At 71.1% G+C, this 15380-nt stretch carries 16 protein-coding genes; 11 read left to right on the top strand and 5 right to left on the bottom strand.

Annotated features, from left to right (window positions below; genetic code table 11):
• Complete coding sequence (locus QFZ58_RS06225) at window positions 1–804, bottom strand: IclR family transcriptional regulator (RefSeq protein WP_307123899.1); 804 nt, start codon at window positions 802–804, stop codon at window positions 1–3.
• A gap of 432 nt (window positions 805–1236) precedes the next feature.
• Here QFZ58_RS06225 and QFZ58_RS06220 point away from each other — a divergent pair, with 432 nt between their 5' ends.
• The 6 genes from QFZ58_RS06220 (at window position 1237) to QFZ58_RS06195 (ending at window position 7327) form a co-directional block, all read left to right on the top strand.
• The gene (locus QFZ58_RS06220) at window positions 1237–2880 is read left to right on the top strand and encodes a sensor histidine kinase KdpD (protein WP_307123898.1); all 1644 of its coding nucleotides are present in this window, start codon (window positions 1237–1239) and stop codon (window positions 2878–2880) included.
• Window positions 2877–3284: a roadblock/LC7 domain-containing protein gene (locus tag QFZ58_RS06215; protein ID WP_150486381.1), complete on the top strand. Its 408-nt coding sequence runs from the start codon at window positions 2877–2879 to the stop codon at window positions 3282–3284. The genes QFZ58_RS06220 and QFZ58_RS06215 overlap by 4 nt, the downstream gene beginning before the upstream one ends.
• On the top strand, window positions 3281–3649 hold the full coding sequence (locus tag QFZ58_RS06210; RefSeq protein WP_307123897.1) for a DUF742 domain-containing protein: 369 nt from the start codon (window positions 3281–3283) through the stop codon (window positions 3647–3649). The genes QFZ58_RS06215 and QFZ58_RS06210 overlap by 4 nt, the downstream gene beginning before the upstream one ends.
• Complete coding sequence (locus QFZ58_RS06205; protein ID WP_307123896.1) at window positions 3630–4244, top strand: ATP/GTP-binding protein; 615 nt, start codon at window positions 3630–3632, stop codon at window positions 4242–4244. The genes QFZ58_RS06210 and QFZ58_RS06205 overlap by 20 nt, the downstream gene beginning before the upstream one ends.
• An 85-nt stretch (window positions 4245–4329) precedes the next feature.
• Window positions 4330–5886, top strand: a complete 1557-nt coding sequence (locus tag QFZ58_RS06200) for a cytochrome P450 (RefSeq protein WP_307123895.1) — start codon at window positions 4330–4332, stop codon at window positions 5884–5886.
• 94 nt (window positions 5887–5980) lie between these two features.
• A complete protein-coding gene (locus tag QFZ58_RS06195; RefSeq protein WP_307123894.1) occupies window positions 5981–7327 on the top strand; it encodes a 6-phospho-beta-glucosidase in 1347 nt (448 codons plus the stop codon).
• 43 nt (window positions 7328–7370) lie between these two features.
• On the opposite strand, the gene QFZ58_RS06190 is transcribed toward QFZ58_RS06195, so the two are convergent.
• Together QFZ58_RS06190 and QFZ58_RS06185 are read right to left on the bottom strand one after the other, a co-directional pair.
• Entirely contained in the window at window positions 7371–7814 is a 444-nt protein-coding gene (locus tag QFZ58_RS06190) for a hypothetical protein (protein ID WP_307123893.1), read from the bottom strand.
• Window positions 7808–8266 carry an ATP-binding protein gene (locus QFZ58_RS06185; protein ID WP_307123892.1) on the bottom strand — a complete coding sequence of 153 codons (459 nt, stop codon included), beginning with the start codon at window positions 8264–8266 and terminating at the stop codon, window positions 7808–7810. The genes QFZ58_RS06190 and QFZ58_RS06185 overlap by 7 nt, the downstream gene beginning before the upstream one ends.
• Window positions 8267–8470: 204 nt before the next feature.
• Here QFZ58_RS06185 and QFZ58_RS06180 point away from each other — a divergent pair, with 204 nt between their 5' ends.
• From QFZ58_RS06180 to QFZ58_RS06165, 4 genes are all read left to right on the top strand, one after another.
• Entirely contained in the window at window positions 8471–9331 is an 861-nt protein-coding gene (locus QFZ58_RS06180; protein WP_307123891.1) for a helix-turn-helix transcriptional regulator, read from the top strand.
• Window positions 9331–9567 (top strand): DUF397 domain-containing protein, encoded by a 237-nt coding sequence (locus QFZ58_RS06175; RefSeq protein WP_307123890.1) that lies wholly within the window; start codon window positions 9331–9333, stop codon window positions 9565–9567. Before QFZ58_RS06180 ends, QFZ58_RS06175 begins: the two co-directional genes overlap by 1 nt.
• 64 nt (window positions 9568–9631) lie before the next feature.
• Entirely contained in the window at window positions 9632–10441 is an 810-nt protein-coding gene (locus tag QFZ58_RS06170; RefSeq protein ID WP_307123889.1) for an SAM-dependent methyltransferase, read from the top strand.
• A 66-nt stretch (window positions 10442–10507) separates the two neighbouring features.
• A complete protein-coding gene (locus QFZ58_RS06165; RefSeq protein ID WP_307123888.1) occupies window positions 10508–10957 on the top strand; it encodes a YchJ family protein in 450 nt (149 codons plus the stop codon).
• A 106-nt stretch (window positions 10958–11063) separates the two neighbouring features.
• Here QFZ58_RS06165 and QFZ58_RS06160 read toward each other — a convergent pair whose 3' ends face one another.
• Window positions 11064–13136, bottom strand: coding sequence for an MDR family MFS transporter (locus tag QFZ58_RS06160; RefSeq protein ID WP_307123887.1), 2073 nt, complete (start codon window positions 13134–13136; stop codon window positions 11064–11066).
• 55 nt (window positions 13137–13191) lie between these two features.
• Window positions 13192–14028, bottom strand: a complete 837-nt coding sequence (locus QFZ58_RS06155; protein ID WP_307123886.1) for a hypothetical protein — start codon at window positions 14026–14028, stop codon at window positions 13192–13194.
• A gap of 107 nt (window positions 14029–14135) precedes the next feature.
• Between QFZ58_RS06155 and QFZ58_RS06150 the strand changes: the two genes are divergently transcribed.
• Complete coding sequence (locus QFZ58_RS06150) at window positions 14136–15362, top strand: cytochrome P450 (protein ID WP_307123885.1); 1227 nt, start codon at window positions 14136–14138, stop codon at window positions 15360–15362.
• The last annotated feature ends 18 nt before the right edge of the window (window positions 15363–15380 follow it).

Genomic DNA, 15380 nt, shown 5'->3' with positions numbered 1-15380 from the left:
TCATCGGGTCCCTCCGTCCGCGAGCAGCGCCGCGGCCGACCGCCGCAGTTGCTCGGCCCGCTCGGCGAGGGCCGCGTCGTCGCCGCGGCCGGCCGGGGCTGACGCGCCGAGAGCGAGCCGGCTGCGGCGGCTCGTGCCCGTGAGAGGCACGGCGACGGCATGCAGCCCCAGGACCGACTCGCCGCGGCTGAAAGCACGGCCGAGCTCGCGGACCTCCGCCAGCTCCGCGAGCAGCGAGGTCCTGGACACCAGGGTGTGCGGGGTGACCGCGGACAGCCGCTCCTGTGGATAGAGCGCGCAGACCTGGTCCTCGGTGAGCCGGGCCAGGAGGATCTTGCCGGCGGCGGTCGCGTGGGCGCAGCGGGTACGGCCGGTCTCCAGCATCACCCGGACCGGATGGGAGGACTCACGGCCGTCGGTGACCAGGACGCGGTCGCCGATCAGCGCGGCACTCTGCACCGTCTCGCCCGTCCGCCGTGCCGCGTCGTCCAGTACGGCCCCGAGCCGCGCACGCACCGCCCGGTCGAAACCCGCGGGGCTGCCCAGGCGCAGGAGTTCGGGTCCTGCCTCGTAACCGCGGCCCGAGGGATCGCGGCCGGCGAAGCCGCGCCCCTCCAGCGTGCTCAGGACGCGGTGGGCGGTGGAGCGGCCGACGCCCAGCCGGCGGGCGGCCTCGCTCACGGTGAGTGTCTCCTCGGTGAGGAACAACTGCAGCAGCCGCAGGCCGGTGTCCAGCGACTCGATGGTGTAGTTCCCGGCCGGTGCCGCGGCGGAAGCCTCCCCGTACACCCGTCCGTCGATCACCAATGTGCTCCTTTCGATCCGGTTCGATCACATGTGCCTTTGTCTCGCTCTGCGGTGCATGGGAATTCGGACGTGTGACAGAAATTCGTCCGGGTGTCCGGCACTTCGCGGCCTCGTACTGGAAACCTGCGAGCGGGAGCAGGGCGGTCTCACCGGCGCATTGTCCCGTGCTGCGGGACGCACCGGTCTGCTTTCCGCCGATTCACCGTCTCGGTCACTCAGCGCGCACGCATGGGGGCGGTGAGTGTGAAAACTGGCGAGTGTATTACCGCGGGAGTGCTCGCGCAGGGGGTTGGGTGAATGTGCCGAAGCACTGTTCTGATCTGGCTAGGCTCACGCGCAGTGAAGTCGAGTTGCTATGAATTCGAGCACTTGTTCACAACTGTCCGTGCAAGTGCCTATACCTCCCGAATCAACCGCCAGAGGGTCTAGATGGTTCGTGCTGAATCACCGCCGACAAAAAGAAACATCCCCGTAGTCCGCGCCGCGCTGCTGCCCGTCGTGGTGATGGCCGGAGCCACCGCGGCCGGCGCGGTGCCGGTTACCGGCACCGCCCGGGCGGCCGTCGTCTGGTGCGGTGCGATCGCCACGGTCGTGGTCGCCGCGCTCGCCGTCGCACTCAACCGCCGGCGCCGCGCGATGCGCGTCCAGCAGACCGAGTACGAACAGCGGATCGCCTACCTGGAGCACCGCATCGCGGCACACGACCAGGAGACCGTACGGCTCACCAAGGAACTGCTGCCCGCCGCGATCCGCAGGCTCCGCGCGAGCAACTCGCCGCAGGAGGTGATGCGCGACGTCGTCGACGCGGACGAGTCCTACCGCAACCTTCCCAAGGCCCAGCGCGCCCTGGTCCTGCAGATCCTCGACATCATCGACAACGAAGAGGCCATGCGCGACTCCGCGCAGCGCGCCTTCGTCAGCGTCGCCCGCCGCGTCCAGGCCATCGTCCACCGGCAGGCCAGTGAGCTCCGGGAGATGGAGGACCACCACGGGCGCAACCCGGAGGTCTTCGACGACCTGCTCAGGATCGACCACGGCACCGCACTGATCGGGCGGCTCGCCGACTCCATCGCCGTACTCGGCGGCGCCCGTCCCAGCCGCCAGTGGCCCAAGCCCGTACCGCTGTTCAGCGTGCTGCGCGGCGCGATGTCCCGCATCCTCGAGTACCAGCGCATCGACCTGCACTCGATCGCCAAGGTCGCCATCGTCGGCACCGCGGTGGAGCCGCTCATCCACGCCTGCGCCGAACTCCTCGACAACGCCACGCGCTACTCCCCGCCCCAGACCCGGGTCCACGTGACCGCGGTCGAGGTGCAGACCGGCATCGCCATCGAGATCGAGGACGGCGGCGTCAGCCTCAGCGAGGAGGCCCGCGCACGGGCCGAGAACATGCTGGCCCAGGCGCAGGCCGGCATCAACATGAACGACCTCGGCGAGTCCCCCCGCCTCGGAATGGCCGTCGTCGGCCGGCTCTCGCGGATGTACCAGCTCCAGGTGTCCCTGCGGCAGTCCGCCTACGGTGGCGTCCGCGCCGTGCTCATCGTCCCGCGCGACATGATCACCACAGGACCCGCCCCCGGCATCGCGCACGGCATCGGCGCGACCTCCCGCCCCCAGAGCTCCCTCGACATGTCGCAGCTGCAGCACGTCGTACCCCCGCGCGGCAAGCGGCGGGCGCGCGCCGAGGCGACCGGACCGGTCCCGTCCACGCCCGCCCCCGCGGTGGCCTCCGTGCCGGCGGCCCCCGCACCCGCGGCCCGGCCCGCCGTCCCCGTCTCCGCCCTGGACGACGACGAGATCGTGGTGACCGAGTGGACCGAGGGCGGGCTGCCCCAGCGCCGCAGCCGGGGCCGCGCCCCGCTCGGCTCCCACAACCTCCCGCAGCAGGCGGCCCCGGCCGCCGGGCCGGCGTCCGGAGCGCACAACGGATCGGGCGGCGGACGGCACGGCGCCGCGGAACCACCGCCCGGCCTCTGGCTGGAGGCCTTCACCCAGGCCGTCAACGGTGTGCCCCAGGAACCGAAGAACGGCGAAGACTCCGATGACGCGTGGGACAAGGGAGACCTGAAGTGATCCAGCAGCGGGGAAACATGGACTGGATGCTCAAGGAACTGGCCGACGACGTACCGAGCATCCACCAGATCGTGGTGCTTTCCGCCGACGGTCTGCGCATCGCCCGGCACGGCGGCGATCCCGACGTCGCCGACCGCCTCGCGGCCGCCTGCGCCGGCCTGCAGAGCCTGGCTGCCGCGGTCGCCACCGAGATCCCGTACAGCGACGGCCAGATGAAGCTCGTCGTCATCGAGGTCACCGGCGGCTTCTTCTACCTGATGGCCGCAGGCACCGGTGCGTACCTCGCGGTCCTGGCCGGTGAGACCGTCGACGCCGGACTGGTCGGAGCCCGCATGCGTGACATGGTCGTCCGTATCGGTGCACACCTGACCAGTCCTCCGCGACATGACGGGCAGGCCGGATGAGTGCTCCCCGACGAGAACGCCGAAAGGCCGACCCGGCGCTGAGCGACCCGGAGCGGCTGTACGTGATCACCGGTGACACCGACGGCGAACGAGCGGCGCTCGACCTCGTGACGATGGTCGTCGCGCAGGCCGAACCGTCGCCCACGGTCCAGCCCGAGCAGGCCGCGATCCTTCGGCTCTGCAGGTCACCGCTGTCCGTCGCCGAGATCTCGGCCTATCTGAGCCTGCCCTTCAGCGTGGTCACCTCGCTCCTGACAGAACTACTGGCGACCGAACTCATCGAGTCGCGCGCGCCCATCGTCCGCGCCGCGCTCCCGGACCGGTCCCTCCTCGAAGCGGTGATGCATGGACTTCAGAAGCTCTGACACGATCACGGGCCCCCGCAGCGAGGACGTCCTCCCCACCACGGCCACGGCCGCGGTGAAGGTCGTCATCGTCGGGGGGTTCGGGGTCGGCAAGACGACCATGGTCGGCTCGGTGAGCGAGATCCGCCCCCTGACGACCGAAGAGACCATGACCCAGGCCGGCGTCGGTGTGGACGACAACGCGGGGGTGGAGAGCAAGACCGCGACCACGGTCGCCATGGACTTCGGCCGGATCAGCCTCAGCGAGGAACTGATCCTCTACCTGTTCGGCACTCCCGGCCAGGAACGCTTCTGGTTCCTCTGGAACGGCCTGTTCGAAGGGGCCCTCGGCGCCGTCGTCCTCATCGACACCCGGCGACTGCAGGTCAGTTTCGACGTGATCGGCCGGCTGGAGGAGCGGGGCGTCCCGTTCGTCGTCGCGGTCAACACCTTCCCTGACGCACCCCACCATCCGGTCGAGGCCCTGCGCACCGCCCTCGACCTACCGGACGAGGTGCCGGTGATCGACTGCGACGCCCGGCTGCGTGCGTCCAGCCGCGATGTGCTGATGACCCTGATGCGCTATCTGCACAGTCTGGCCGTTCCGCTCGCCTGACGGCGGCACGTGTATCCCCCTCTGCGCGTGCCACGTCCCCCGGCCCGATCCGCTGATCTTGTGTAGCCCGATCCCTGGAGCGATTGTGACAACCCCCTTCCACCACGAACCCGGAGCGGCCACGGGGCCGGTGCCGCCCCCCGAGTGCCCCGCCCACGCCATGGGCTCCGGGCCGGGCGGCCTGCGCCGGCTCTACGGGCCCGAGGCGGAGAACGACCCCGCGGGCCTCTACGCCCGACTCCGCGCCGAACACGGCACGGTGGCCCCCGTGCTGCTGCACGGGGACGTACCCGCCTGGCTCGTCCTCGGGCACAGCGAGAACCTGCACGTGACCCGGACCCCCTCGCAGTTCTCCCGGGACTCCCGCCGCTGGCGTGCCCTGAAGGACGGCACCGTCGCCCCGGACCACCCGCTCGCACCGATCTTCACCTGGCAGCCGGTCTGCGCGTTCGCCGACGGTGACGCCCACGAGCGGTTGCGGGGCGCGGTCACGGACAGCATGGAGCGGATCGACACCCGCGGCGTCCGCCGTCACGTCAACCGCTTCAGTAACCGGCTCGTGAACGACTTCTGCCGGAAGGGCACGGCCGAACTGGTCGGCCAGTTCGCCGAGCACCTGCCCATGATGGTGATGTGCGCGATCTTCGGCATGCCCGAGGAGTACAACGACCGGATGGTCCAGGCCGCCCGCGACATGACCCGGGGCACCGCCACCGCGGTGGAGAGCAACGCCTACGTGGTCGACACGCTGAACCGTCTGGTCGAGCGGCGGCGCAGGGCCCCGGACTCCGACTTCGCGAGCTGGCTCGTCGAACACCCCGCCGGGCTGAGCGACGTCGAGGTCGCGGAGCACCTGCGGCTCATCCTCATCGCCGCCTACGAGTCGACGGCCAACCTGATCGCCAACGTCCTGCGCATGGTGCTGACCGACCCGCGCTTCCGCGCCAGGCTCAGCGGCGGCCACATGACCGTCCCCGAGGCGGTGGAGCAGACCCTGTGGGACGAGCCTCCGTTCACCGCCGTCTTCGGCCGGTGGGCGGTGGGCGACACCGAACTCGGAGGCCAGCAGATCAGGGCCGGCGACGCGCTGCTCGTCGGGATCGCCCCGGCCAACACCGACCCGGTGGTACGCCCCGACCTCACCGCCAACATGGAGGGCAACCGCGCCCACCTGGCCTTCAGCGGAGGCCCGCACGAGTGCCCGGGCCAGGACATCGGCCGTGCCATCGCCGACGTGGGGGTCGACGCCCTGCTGATGCGCCTCCCCGACCTGGAACTCGCGGTCGACGAGAGCGAGCTCAGCTGGGTCGGCAACATCATGTCCCGCCACCTGGTCGACCTCCCGGTGCAGTTCGCCCCGAGCCCGCAGCAGGAGATCGACGCCGACCCGCTGACGTCGATGGCGGCCCGCTCGCAGCCGCGTACGGACTGGGAGGTGTCGTCACCCGCGCTGCCGAGGCGCGCCGCCCCCGGGGCGGCGGGGCCGCAACCCGGCCACGCTCCCGGCGGGGTCCCGCCGCACGAGGAGGAGCCCACCGGCGTACGGACCGCCGAGCCCGGGGCGGGTGTCACGATCCCCGCACAGCGCAGCGCACCGGCACGGATCTGGCAGGCCGTGGCGCGCTGGTGGAACGGTCACTGACGCGCGGACTTCCCCCCGGGCCCCCTGAGCGGGGGGCCCGGGGCGGTTCCGGGCCACCGGGGCGTCCCGCTGCCGCCCCGTACCATCGGGCAGCGTGAAGCTCACGATTCTTGGCGGCGGCGGATTCCGGGTTCCTCTCGTGTACGGGGCACTGCTCGGCGATCACGCCGAGGGCCGCGTCTCCCGGGTGACCCTGTACGACACGGACGCGGACCGGCTCACCGCCGTCGCCCGGGTCCTCGAGGAACAGGCGCGCGGCCTCCATGACGCGCCCGCCGTCGTCGCCACCGACGACCTGGACGAGGCTCTGCGCGGTGCGGACTTCGTCTTCTCCGCCATTCGGGTCGGTGGCCTGGAAGGCAGGGCCGCCGACGAACGCGTGGCGCTGGACGAAGGTGTCCTCGGTCAGGAGACGGTCGGGGCCGGCGGCATCGCCTTCGGGCTGCGCACCGTGCCCGTGGCCGCCGCGCTCGCCCGGCGCATCGCCCGGCTCGCCCCCGACGCGTGGGTCATCAACTTCACCAACCCGGCCGGCCTGGTCACCGAGGCCATGTCCCGGCACCTGGGGGACCGGGTCATCGGGATCTGTGACTCCCCGGTGGGACTCGGCCGCCGGATCGCCCGGGTCCTGGGAGCAGACCCCGACCGGGCGTGGATCGACTACGTGGGGCTCAACCACCTGGGCTGGGTACGCGGCCTGCGCGTCGAGGGCCGCGACGAACTCCCCCGCCTGCTCGGCGATCCGGCGCTGCTCGGCTCCTTCGAGGAGGGCAGGCTCTTCGGCGCGGACTGGCTGCGCTCGCTGGGCGCGATCCCCAACGAGTACCTGCACTACTACTACTTCAACCGTGAGGCCGTCCGCGCCTACCAGGAGGCCGAACAGACCCGAGGCGCCTTCCTCCGCGACCAGCAGGAGGGGTTCTACGCCCGGATGAAGGATGTCGCCGCCCCGGCACTCGCCACCTGGGACCGCACCCGCGCCGAACGCGAGGCGACGTACATGGCGGAGAACCGCGACGTGGCGGGGGCCGGGGAGCGCGAGGAGAGCGATCTGGAGTCAGGGGGTTACGAGCAGGTGGCGCTCGCCCTGATGCGGGCCGTCGCCCGCAACGAACGCACCTCCCTCATCCTGAACGTCCGCAACCGGGGCACCCTCTCGGTGCTCGACATGGACGCCGTCATCGAGGTGCCGTGCCTGGTCGATGCCAACGGGGCCCATCCCGTCGCCGTCGACCCGCTCCCGTACCACGCGGTCGGGCTGGTCACCGCGGTCAAGGCGGTGGAGCGCGCGGTGCTCGACGCGGCGGAGAGCGGCTCGCGGTCGGCGGCGGTACGGGCTTTCGCCCTGCATCCGCTGGTCGACTCCGTCTCCGTGGCCCGCCGGCTGGTCGACGGCTACACACGGGTCCATCCGGGGCTCGCCTACCTCGACCGGCCGTGAGGCGGTCAGCCGCTCCCGGCCGCTCCCGCGGCCGCGCGGGCCGTCAGGGGGTGGACACCGCCCTGGGCCGCCGGCCGGCCGGGGCCCATGAGGGCGCCACACCGGTGACCTGACACACCATGAGGAAGAGCGGAATGGGCGGTGTGTAGGGCGTACGGCTGTCCGGTGCGTGGATCAGCTTGGGACGCCCGGCGGGGACGTACCCACCGGTGGCGTAGGAGACCTGCTCCGGCCAGTCCAGGTCGAGGTCCGAGCCCGAGGGCACGATCCACCACCACCGGTCGGCGTCCGCGAACACGCAGCCGGCGCGCGGCAGATGCGACATCAGCCGGAAGCCGTAGCGGGCGGGGACGCCCACGGCGTCGCAGCCGAGACTGGCCGACAGTGCGGGCGGCAGGGGCAGTGGGACCCGGCCCCGGCCGACGGCCTCCTCGCCGGGACGGGTGCGGCGTGCGCCGAGCAACTGGGCCAGGGCGTGCCTCAGCATGCCTGCTCCCTGCGGAACGGCAGTTCGGCCCAGACGATGCGTCCCGACGCGTCTCCCGCGTCGTGGGATCCCCATGAGGAGCTCATGGAGTCGACGAGCAGAAGCCCGCGCCCGTGTTCGTCATCGGCCGTGCGGGACAGCCGGGGGCCGCCCGGCTGGTGCCCCTGGTCCTGCACGGAGACACGCAGGTGCCCGCCGTCGCACCGGAGTTCGCAGAGCACCCGCGCGCTGGCGGTGTGCACCACCGCGTTGGTGACGAGCTCGGAGACGATCAGCACCGCCGCGTCGTGCGTGTCCCCGCCCAGCCGCCACTGGGCCAGCCGTGCTCGCGTCAGCTGCCGGGCGCCGGCCACCGACTCGGGCTGCGCCGGCAGTGCGAAGCAGTAACGGAGCGCCTCCGTCCCGGGGCTGAGATCCGCGAGCCGGGAGATGAGCGCACTGCCAGGTGCCACGACCGATTCCTCACAGTGGGGGCTGTGTCACGCTTCGCACCGGGTGGAAAAGGGGCGGGTACGAGCACGTGAACTGGTTCACGCACCAACTCTCTCTCTGACAAGAACACTTGGCAAGAGGCACTCTGAAAAATTCAGAGTGGCAGTGTCCTCCGGGCGACGCGCATGGCACACTGCTCGCAACAGCGCATCGGGAGGTCTGAAGTGAGCGAACCGCGGTCCGCCCCGACCGTGGGTCAGGTCGTCCTCGGCAAGCGTCTGCAGGATCTGCGGGAGCGTGTCGGCATGGGCCGCGACCAGGCCGCCAAGGTGCTCCGTGTCGCCCCCGGGACGATACGCAGGATGGAGACCGCCGAGGTCGGGCTGAAGATCCCCTACGTCCAGCTCCTCCTGAAGGCCTACGGCATCGCCGACGACGAGGCCGAGGCCTTCGTCGAACTCGCCGAGGAGGCGAACAAGCCGGGCTGGTGGCAGCGCTTCCACGACGTGCTGCCCGACTGGTTCAGCATGTACGTCAGCCTGGAGGGCGCCGCGAGCCTCCTGCGCATGTACGAGCCGCACTTCGTCCCCGGCCTGCTGCAGACCGAGGACTACGCGCGCTCCGTGCTGCGCACCGGGGCCGTCGGCCAGACCAGGCCCGAGGACATCGAGCGCCACGTCGCGCTCCGCATGGAACGGCAGTCGCTCCTGACCAGGGCGGACGCGCCGAAGCTGTGGGTGGTCATGGACGAGACCGTCCTGCGCCGTCCCGTCGGCAGCCCGGACGTCATGCGGGCCCAGATCGACCGCCTTCTCGAGGCGACCACCCTGCCCCACGTGACCCTGCAGATGGCTGAGTTCTCGACCGGCCACCACCCGGGCACGTACGGGCCGTTCGTCCTCTTCCGCTTCGCGGTCCCGGAACTGCCCGACATGGTCTACAGCGAGTACCTGACCGGTGCCGTCTACTTCGACGCGCGCCCCGAGGTGGCCTCCTACCTCGAGGTCATGGACCGCATGGCGGCTCAGGCCGCAACTGCACAACGCACGAAGGAAATCCTCCGGGACTTCCGCAAGGAGCTGTGATGAACCACATATACAACGGCATGCCGGCCGCCGACCTCGGCACCGAAGGCTGGTACAAGCCGTGGAGCGGTGGTAACGGGGGAAACTGCATCGAGGCCATGAAGCTGGCCGACGGGAGGGTGGCGGTCCGTCAGTCGGCGGATCCCGACGGGCCCGCCCTCATCTACACCCACGGCGAGATCGCCGCCTTCATCCAGGGCGCCAAGGCCGGCCAGGCCGATTTCCTTCTCACCTGACAGCCGGTCACCCAGCGCCGCCACCCACACTGTTCGCCGAATCCGCCGACCAACGGAGCGCGTCATGACCGGGCAGGAATACCACGCCGTCGAGATCGACACGAGCAAGCCGCACCCCGCGCGGATGTACGACTGGTTCCTCGGCGGCAAGGACAACTACCCGGTCGACGAACAGATGGCCCGGCAACTGCTGGCCCTGGACTCCCGCGGCCGCGACATGGCCCGGGTCAACCGCGCCTTCATGCACCGGGCCACCCGCTGGCTCGCCGAGAACGGCGTACGGCAGTTCCTCGACATCGGCTCGGGCATCCCCACCGAGCCCAACCTCCACCAGATAGCCCAGCAGGCCGCCCCGGACGCCCGGGTCGTCTACTGCGACAACGACCCCATCGTGCTCGCGCACGCCGCCGCCCTGCTGCGCTCCGCCCCCGAGGGGGCCACCGAGTACATCCAGGCCGACGCCCGGCATCCCGAGACCATCCTCGAAGCGGCCGGCAAGGTCCTCGACCTCACGAGGCCCGTCGCCCTGTCCCTCCTCGCCCTGCTGCACTTCCTGGACGACGAGGACGGAGCGGCCGAGCTCGTGGACCGGCTGGTGGAGCAGCTGCCTTCCGGCAGCTACCTGGTCCTCTCGCACACCACGGGCGACTTCGACCCCGAGGGCGCGGCCCAGGCCCGCGCCATGTACAGGGCGCGCGGGATGACCCTGCGGCCCCGCTCGCGCGCCGAGCTGACCGCCTTCTTCCACGGGCTGGAGCTCGTCGAACCGGGCGTCTCGCTCTCCGCGGACTGGCGGCCGGAGCTCGGCGAGGTCATCGACGTCCCGGGCGACGAGCCGATCCCCGGATACGCAGGCGTGGCGCGCAAGCCCTGACCGCCACGAGCCGACGGGGGAGCGGCCGGCCGTCGAGAGACGCGGGCCGCGGGTCACAATGGACCCATGTCACGACGTACCTCACGCCCGCGCCGGCCCGCCCCCGTCGTGGAGGCATCCCCGCGGATCACTCCGGCTTCGCCCTGCCCGTGCGGGCTCCCGGGCACCTACGGGGACTGCTGCGGCCGGCTGCACGCGTCCGCCGCCGCGGCCCCGACGTGCGAGGCGCTGATGCGTTCGCGGTACTCCGCCTTCGTCGTCCGGGACGCCGCCTACCTGCTGCGCACCTGGCACCCCGGGACCCGGCCGCCGTCCGTCGACTTCGACCCCGCGCTGCGCTGGGTGCGCCTGGAGATCCTGGAGACGACGGAGGGCAGCGCCTTCCACACCACCGGCACGGTCACCTTCCGCGCGCACTACACCGACGACGGCCGCCCCGACTCACTGCACGAACAGAGCCGCTTCGTCCGCCACGACGGCGCCTGGGTCTACGCGTCGGCGGTCTTCGTCGACTGAAACAGCGGTGCCGCCGGCGGTCGCCCTCCCCGTACGACCCGCGCATGCGGACGGCCCCCAAGTGGGAGGCACCGGCCCGCCCCGGTCCTGGGAGCCGTGAGGAGCCTCAGGCGGCGACCCGCTCCCGTGGCGCCGGTGCCAGCTCGTGAGTCAGGTCCTCCGCGAGGAGCCGTTTGGCGATGACGTCGACGGCGGCCCGCAGCTGCCGGTCGTCGGGCCGGGCGCCGTCCTTCGCCAGCCGTTCGTTGAGCCACTGGCTCCACGCGGAGGAGATCGTCGCCGCCTCCCGCCGCCCCGCCGCCGTATGGGTGAAGAGACGGGCGTCGCCGGTCAGATAACCCTCCTCGATCATCCGGTCGAAGACCGGTACCAGTACTTCCGGAGGGATCCGGTGACGCGCGGCGATGAGCCCCAGTCCGGCGTGCCCGACCATCCGGGTGAACAGGTCGACCTGCATCACCGCCCAGGCCCCCGCCATGTCGAGGCGCGTATCGGACTCGGCGACGATCCGCCGGGCCGTACCGGCATCCGCGTCGTGGAGGATTCTGGCCAGGCGGGACTCGAGCAGCTTCGCCGAGTCGCCTGCGCCGGGCTGGGCGAAGCCCTCACCCATGTCGGTCGAGCCGGCCCGGGCGCTGTCGCGGAGCTTCACCTGCTTGAGGAAGAGGGAGACGACGAACCCGAGCAGGGCCACCGGAACCGTCCAGAGGAAGACCGTGTGCAGCGTGTCCGCGTAGGCCTGTGCCAGGGGAGCGGTCTGTGCGGCGGGCAGGGCGTGCACGGCCTGCGGACTCTCCGCGGCCCGCGCGAGCGTCGCGGGATCACCGCCCGCCCGCGCGGCCTGCTCGACACCCTGCGTGAGGTTCGGCCTGAGCGCGTTGGCGTAGATCGTGCCGAACACGGCCGTACCGAAAGAACTGCCGAGGGTACGGAAGAACGTCACCCCGGACGTGGCGGTGCCCAGGTCCGCGTAGTCGACCGTGTTCTGCACGGCGATCGTCAGCACCTGCATCGACAGGCCGATGCCGACCCCCAGCACCAGCATGTACAGCGACTCCAGCCAGACCCCGCTGCCCGGACCCATCCGCGACAGGAGGTAGAGCCCGGCCGCCATCACGAGCGAACCGACGACGGGGAAGATCCGGTAGTGGCCGGTCCTGCTCACCACGTTGCCGCTGAAGATGGAGGCGGCCAGCAGCCCCAGCACCAGGGGCAGGGTCCGTACGCCCGACAGCGTGGCCGAGTCCCCGTCCACGTACTGCAGATACGTCGGCAGGTAGATCATCGCGCCGAGCATGGCGAAGCCGACGATGAAGCTGAGGATGGAGCAGACCGCGAAGACCGGGTTGCGGAAGAGCCGCATCGGCAGCATCGGTTCCTTCGCCCGCAGCTCGACGAGGCAGAAGAGAGCCAGGGCGACGAGGCCACCGACGAAGAGGCCGATGATGACCGGCGAGCCCCAGGCGTACTCGTTGCCGCCCCAGCTCGTCCCGAGGATCAGTGCGCTGGCGCCGACGGCGACCAGGGCGATGCCCAGGTAGTCGATGACCGGCCGGCCCGCCGCCCGTACGGCGGGGATCGTCCGGGCCGCGGCGATGACGACGACGACCGCGATGGGCACATTGACGTAGAACGCCCAGCGCCAGGTCAGGTGGTCGGTGAACAGCCCGCCCAGCAGCGGCCCGACGACCGTGGCGACACCGAAGACCGCGCCGATCGCCCCCTGGTACTTGCCGCGGTCGCGCAGCGGGATGACATCGGCGATCAGCGCCATGGACGTCACCATGAGGCCGCCCGCGCCGATGCCCTGCACGCCCCGCCAGATGATCAGCAGCAGCATGTTCGAGGCGAGGCCACAGAGGAACGAGCCGGTGATGAAGATGATCGCCGAGATCTGGAAGATCAGCTTCCGGCCGAACAGGTCGCCGAACTTCCCGACCAGGACCGTCGCCACGGTCTCCGCCAGCAGATAGGCGGTGACGACCCACGACATGTGTTCCGCGCCGCCGAGGTCCGAGACGATGGTGGGCAGCGCCGTTCCCACGATCGTCTGGTCCAGGGCCGCCAGCAGGATTCCCAGCACGATCGTCCCGAAGACGATGTTGCGGCGGCGGGGGTCGAGCACGGGGGGCGCGGTGGCACTCTGCTGGGCGGGGGCGGTCTCGCTGGCAGTGGTCACCCTCGCACCCTCGCACCGGCCCCGCTACGGCGCATGCGGGGCAAGTCCGGACGGGTCAGGCCAGCAGATCCCGTACCGATGCGGTCATCCGGGCCACGAACGCCTCGCGGAGCTCTTGCGGAACCCGGTCCAGCGACAGGTACGGATTGAGGTCCTCCAGCTCGACGAGCAGCAGCTCGCCGTCCGGTGCCCGGCAGGCGTCGACCCGCTGGATGCCGTGCGCGAGCGTGTTCCACTCGACGAAGCCGCGTGCGAACTCCAGGTCCGCGGGGCTCGGTCCGTACGGTTCGAGTACCCAGCGCCTGTCCGGGTGCGGTGCGTGGAGGGCGTACTGGAAGTCGTTGTCGACGAAGTAGAACGACACCTCGTAGCGGAAGTCGATCCGGGGCTGGACGAGCAGGGTGCCGTCGGCACCCTCGGGCAGCTCGGGCTCCTCCGTGAAGCGCAGCCCCACCGAGTCCGCGCCGAGCTTGGGCTTGACCACGTACCCGGCCGACCGCGGGAGCCGTCCGAGGTCAGCAGCGCGGTCCACGGTCGGGATCACCGGGAAACCGGCCCGGCTCAGATCGACCAGATACTGCTTGCCCGCCATGTCCCCGCGCCCGTCGAGCGTGTTGTAGACCCGGGCGCCCGCTTCTCGTGCCCGGGTGCGAAAGGCGTCGTACGCCTCCTGGTAGTGCAGGACCGGGCCGCTGTTGCGTACGACGACCGCGTCGAATCCGCCCAGCAGCGCCGCCGCGTCACGGGGGTGACAGAGCGCGATGTCGAAGGCCTCGCGCAACCGGGACGTCAGGAAGATGTCCTCGTCGCAGTAGCGCCTGCCGCGCGCCTCGTAGGCGAGATCGGTGACGAAGAGGACGGAGGGGCGGGGTGCGCCGGATGGGGCGTGCACGAATACTCCCAAGGGGTTCGGTATCGGGGTCCCGGTCAATAGCCTTGCTGGTGCCGCTCGTTCACGGTCATGACGCCAACCTTGATCTCTGCCCACAGGAGTCGCACGTGTCCCAGGCATCGTCACCGCCCGACATTCTCTCGCCCGCCTTCGCCGCCGACCCCTACGGGGTCTACCGGACGTTGCGCGAGAGCGCCCCGCTGTTCTTCCACGAAGCCACCGGAAGTTACCTCGTCTCCCGGTACGAGGACGTGGAGCGCGTCTTCAAGGACAGGGCGCAGGAGTTCACCACCGAGAACTACGACTGGCAACTGGAGCCCGTCCACGGCAGGACGATCCTCCAGCTCAGCGGCAGGGAACACGCCGTACGGCGGGCCCTGGTCGCCCCGGCCTTCCGAGGCGCGGACCTCCAGGAGAAGTTCCTGCCCGTCATCGAGCGCAACGCCCGCGAGCTCATCGACGCCTTCCGCCTCAAGGGCGAGGCCGACCTCGTCGAGGCGTTCGCCACCCGCTTCCCCGTCCTGGTCATCGCCGACATGCTCGGACTCGACCGGGAGGACCACCAGCGCTTCCACGACTGGTACACCCACGTCATCGCCTTCCTCGGCAACCTGGCGGGTGACCCGGCGGTCACGGCGGCGGGCGAACGCACCCGTCAGGAGTTCGCCGAGTACATGATCCCGGTCATCCAGCGGCGCAGGGAGGAGCCGGGGGACGACCTGCTCTCCGCACTCTGTGCCGCCGAGGTCGACGGCGTACGGATGAGCGACGAGGACATCAAGGCCTTCTGTAGCCTGCTGCTCGCGGCCGGCGGGGAGACGACCGACAAGGCCATCGCCTCGCTCTTCGCCAATCTGCTGGCCCACCCCGAGCAGCTCGCCGCCGTTCGGCGGGACCGGTCCCTGATCGACCGGGCCTTCGCCGAGACGCTGCGCTACACCCCACCGGTCCACATGATCATGCGGCAGACGGCGGGCGAGGTACAGCTCTCCGGTGGCATCGTCCCGGCCGGTGCCACCGTCACCTGCCTGATCGGCTCCGCCAACCGGGACGAGGCCCGCTACACCGACCCGGACCGCTTCGACCTGTTCCGCGACGACCTGACCGGAACCACGGCGTTCTCCGCGGCCGCCGACCACCTGGCGTTCGCGCTCGGGCGGCACTTCTGCGTGGGCGCGCTCCTGGCCAGGGCCGAGGTGGAGACGGGCGTCAACCAGCTGCTCGACGCGATGCCGGACCTTCGGCTCGCCGACGGCTTCGGCCCGGTCGAGGAGGGCGTCTTCACCCGGGGCCCGGCATCGCTCCCCGTGCGGTTCACCCCGGCCGCCGTCTGAGCGGGGGCCGGTGGGCGG

It is taken from the genome of Streptomyces sp. B1I3 (genome assembly GCF_030816615.1).
Classification (GTDB): domain Bacteria; phylum Actinomycetota; class Actinomycetes; order Streptomycetales; family Streptomycetaceae; genus Streptomyces.
Note: the sequence above shows the minus strand (reverse complement) of the source record. Positions and strands in the feature narration are given on the sequence as shown.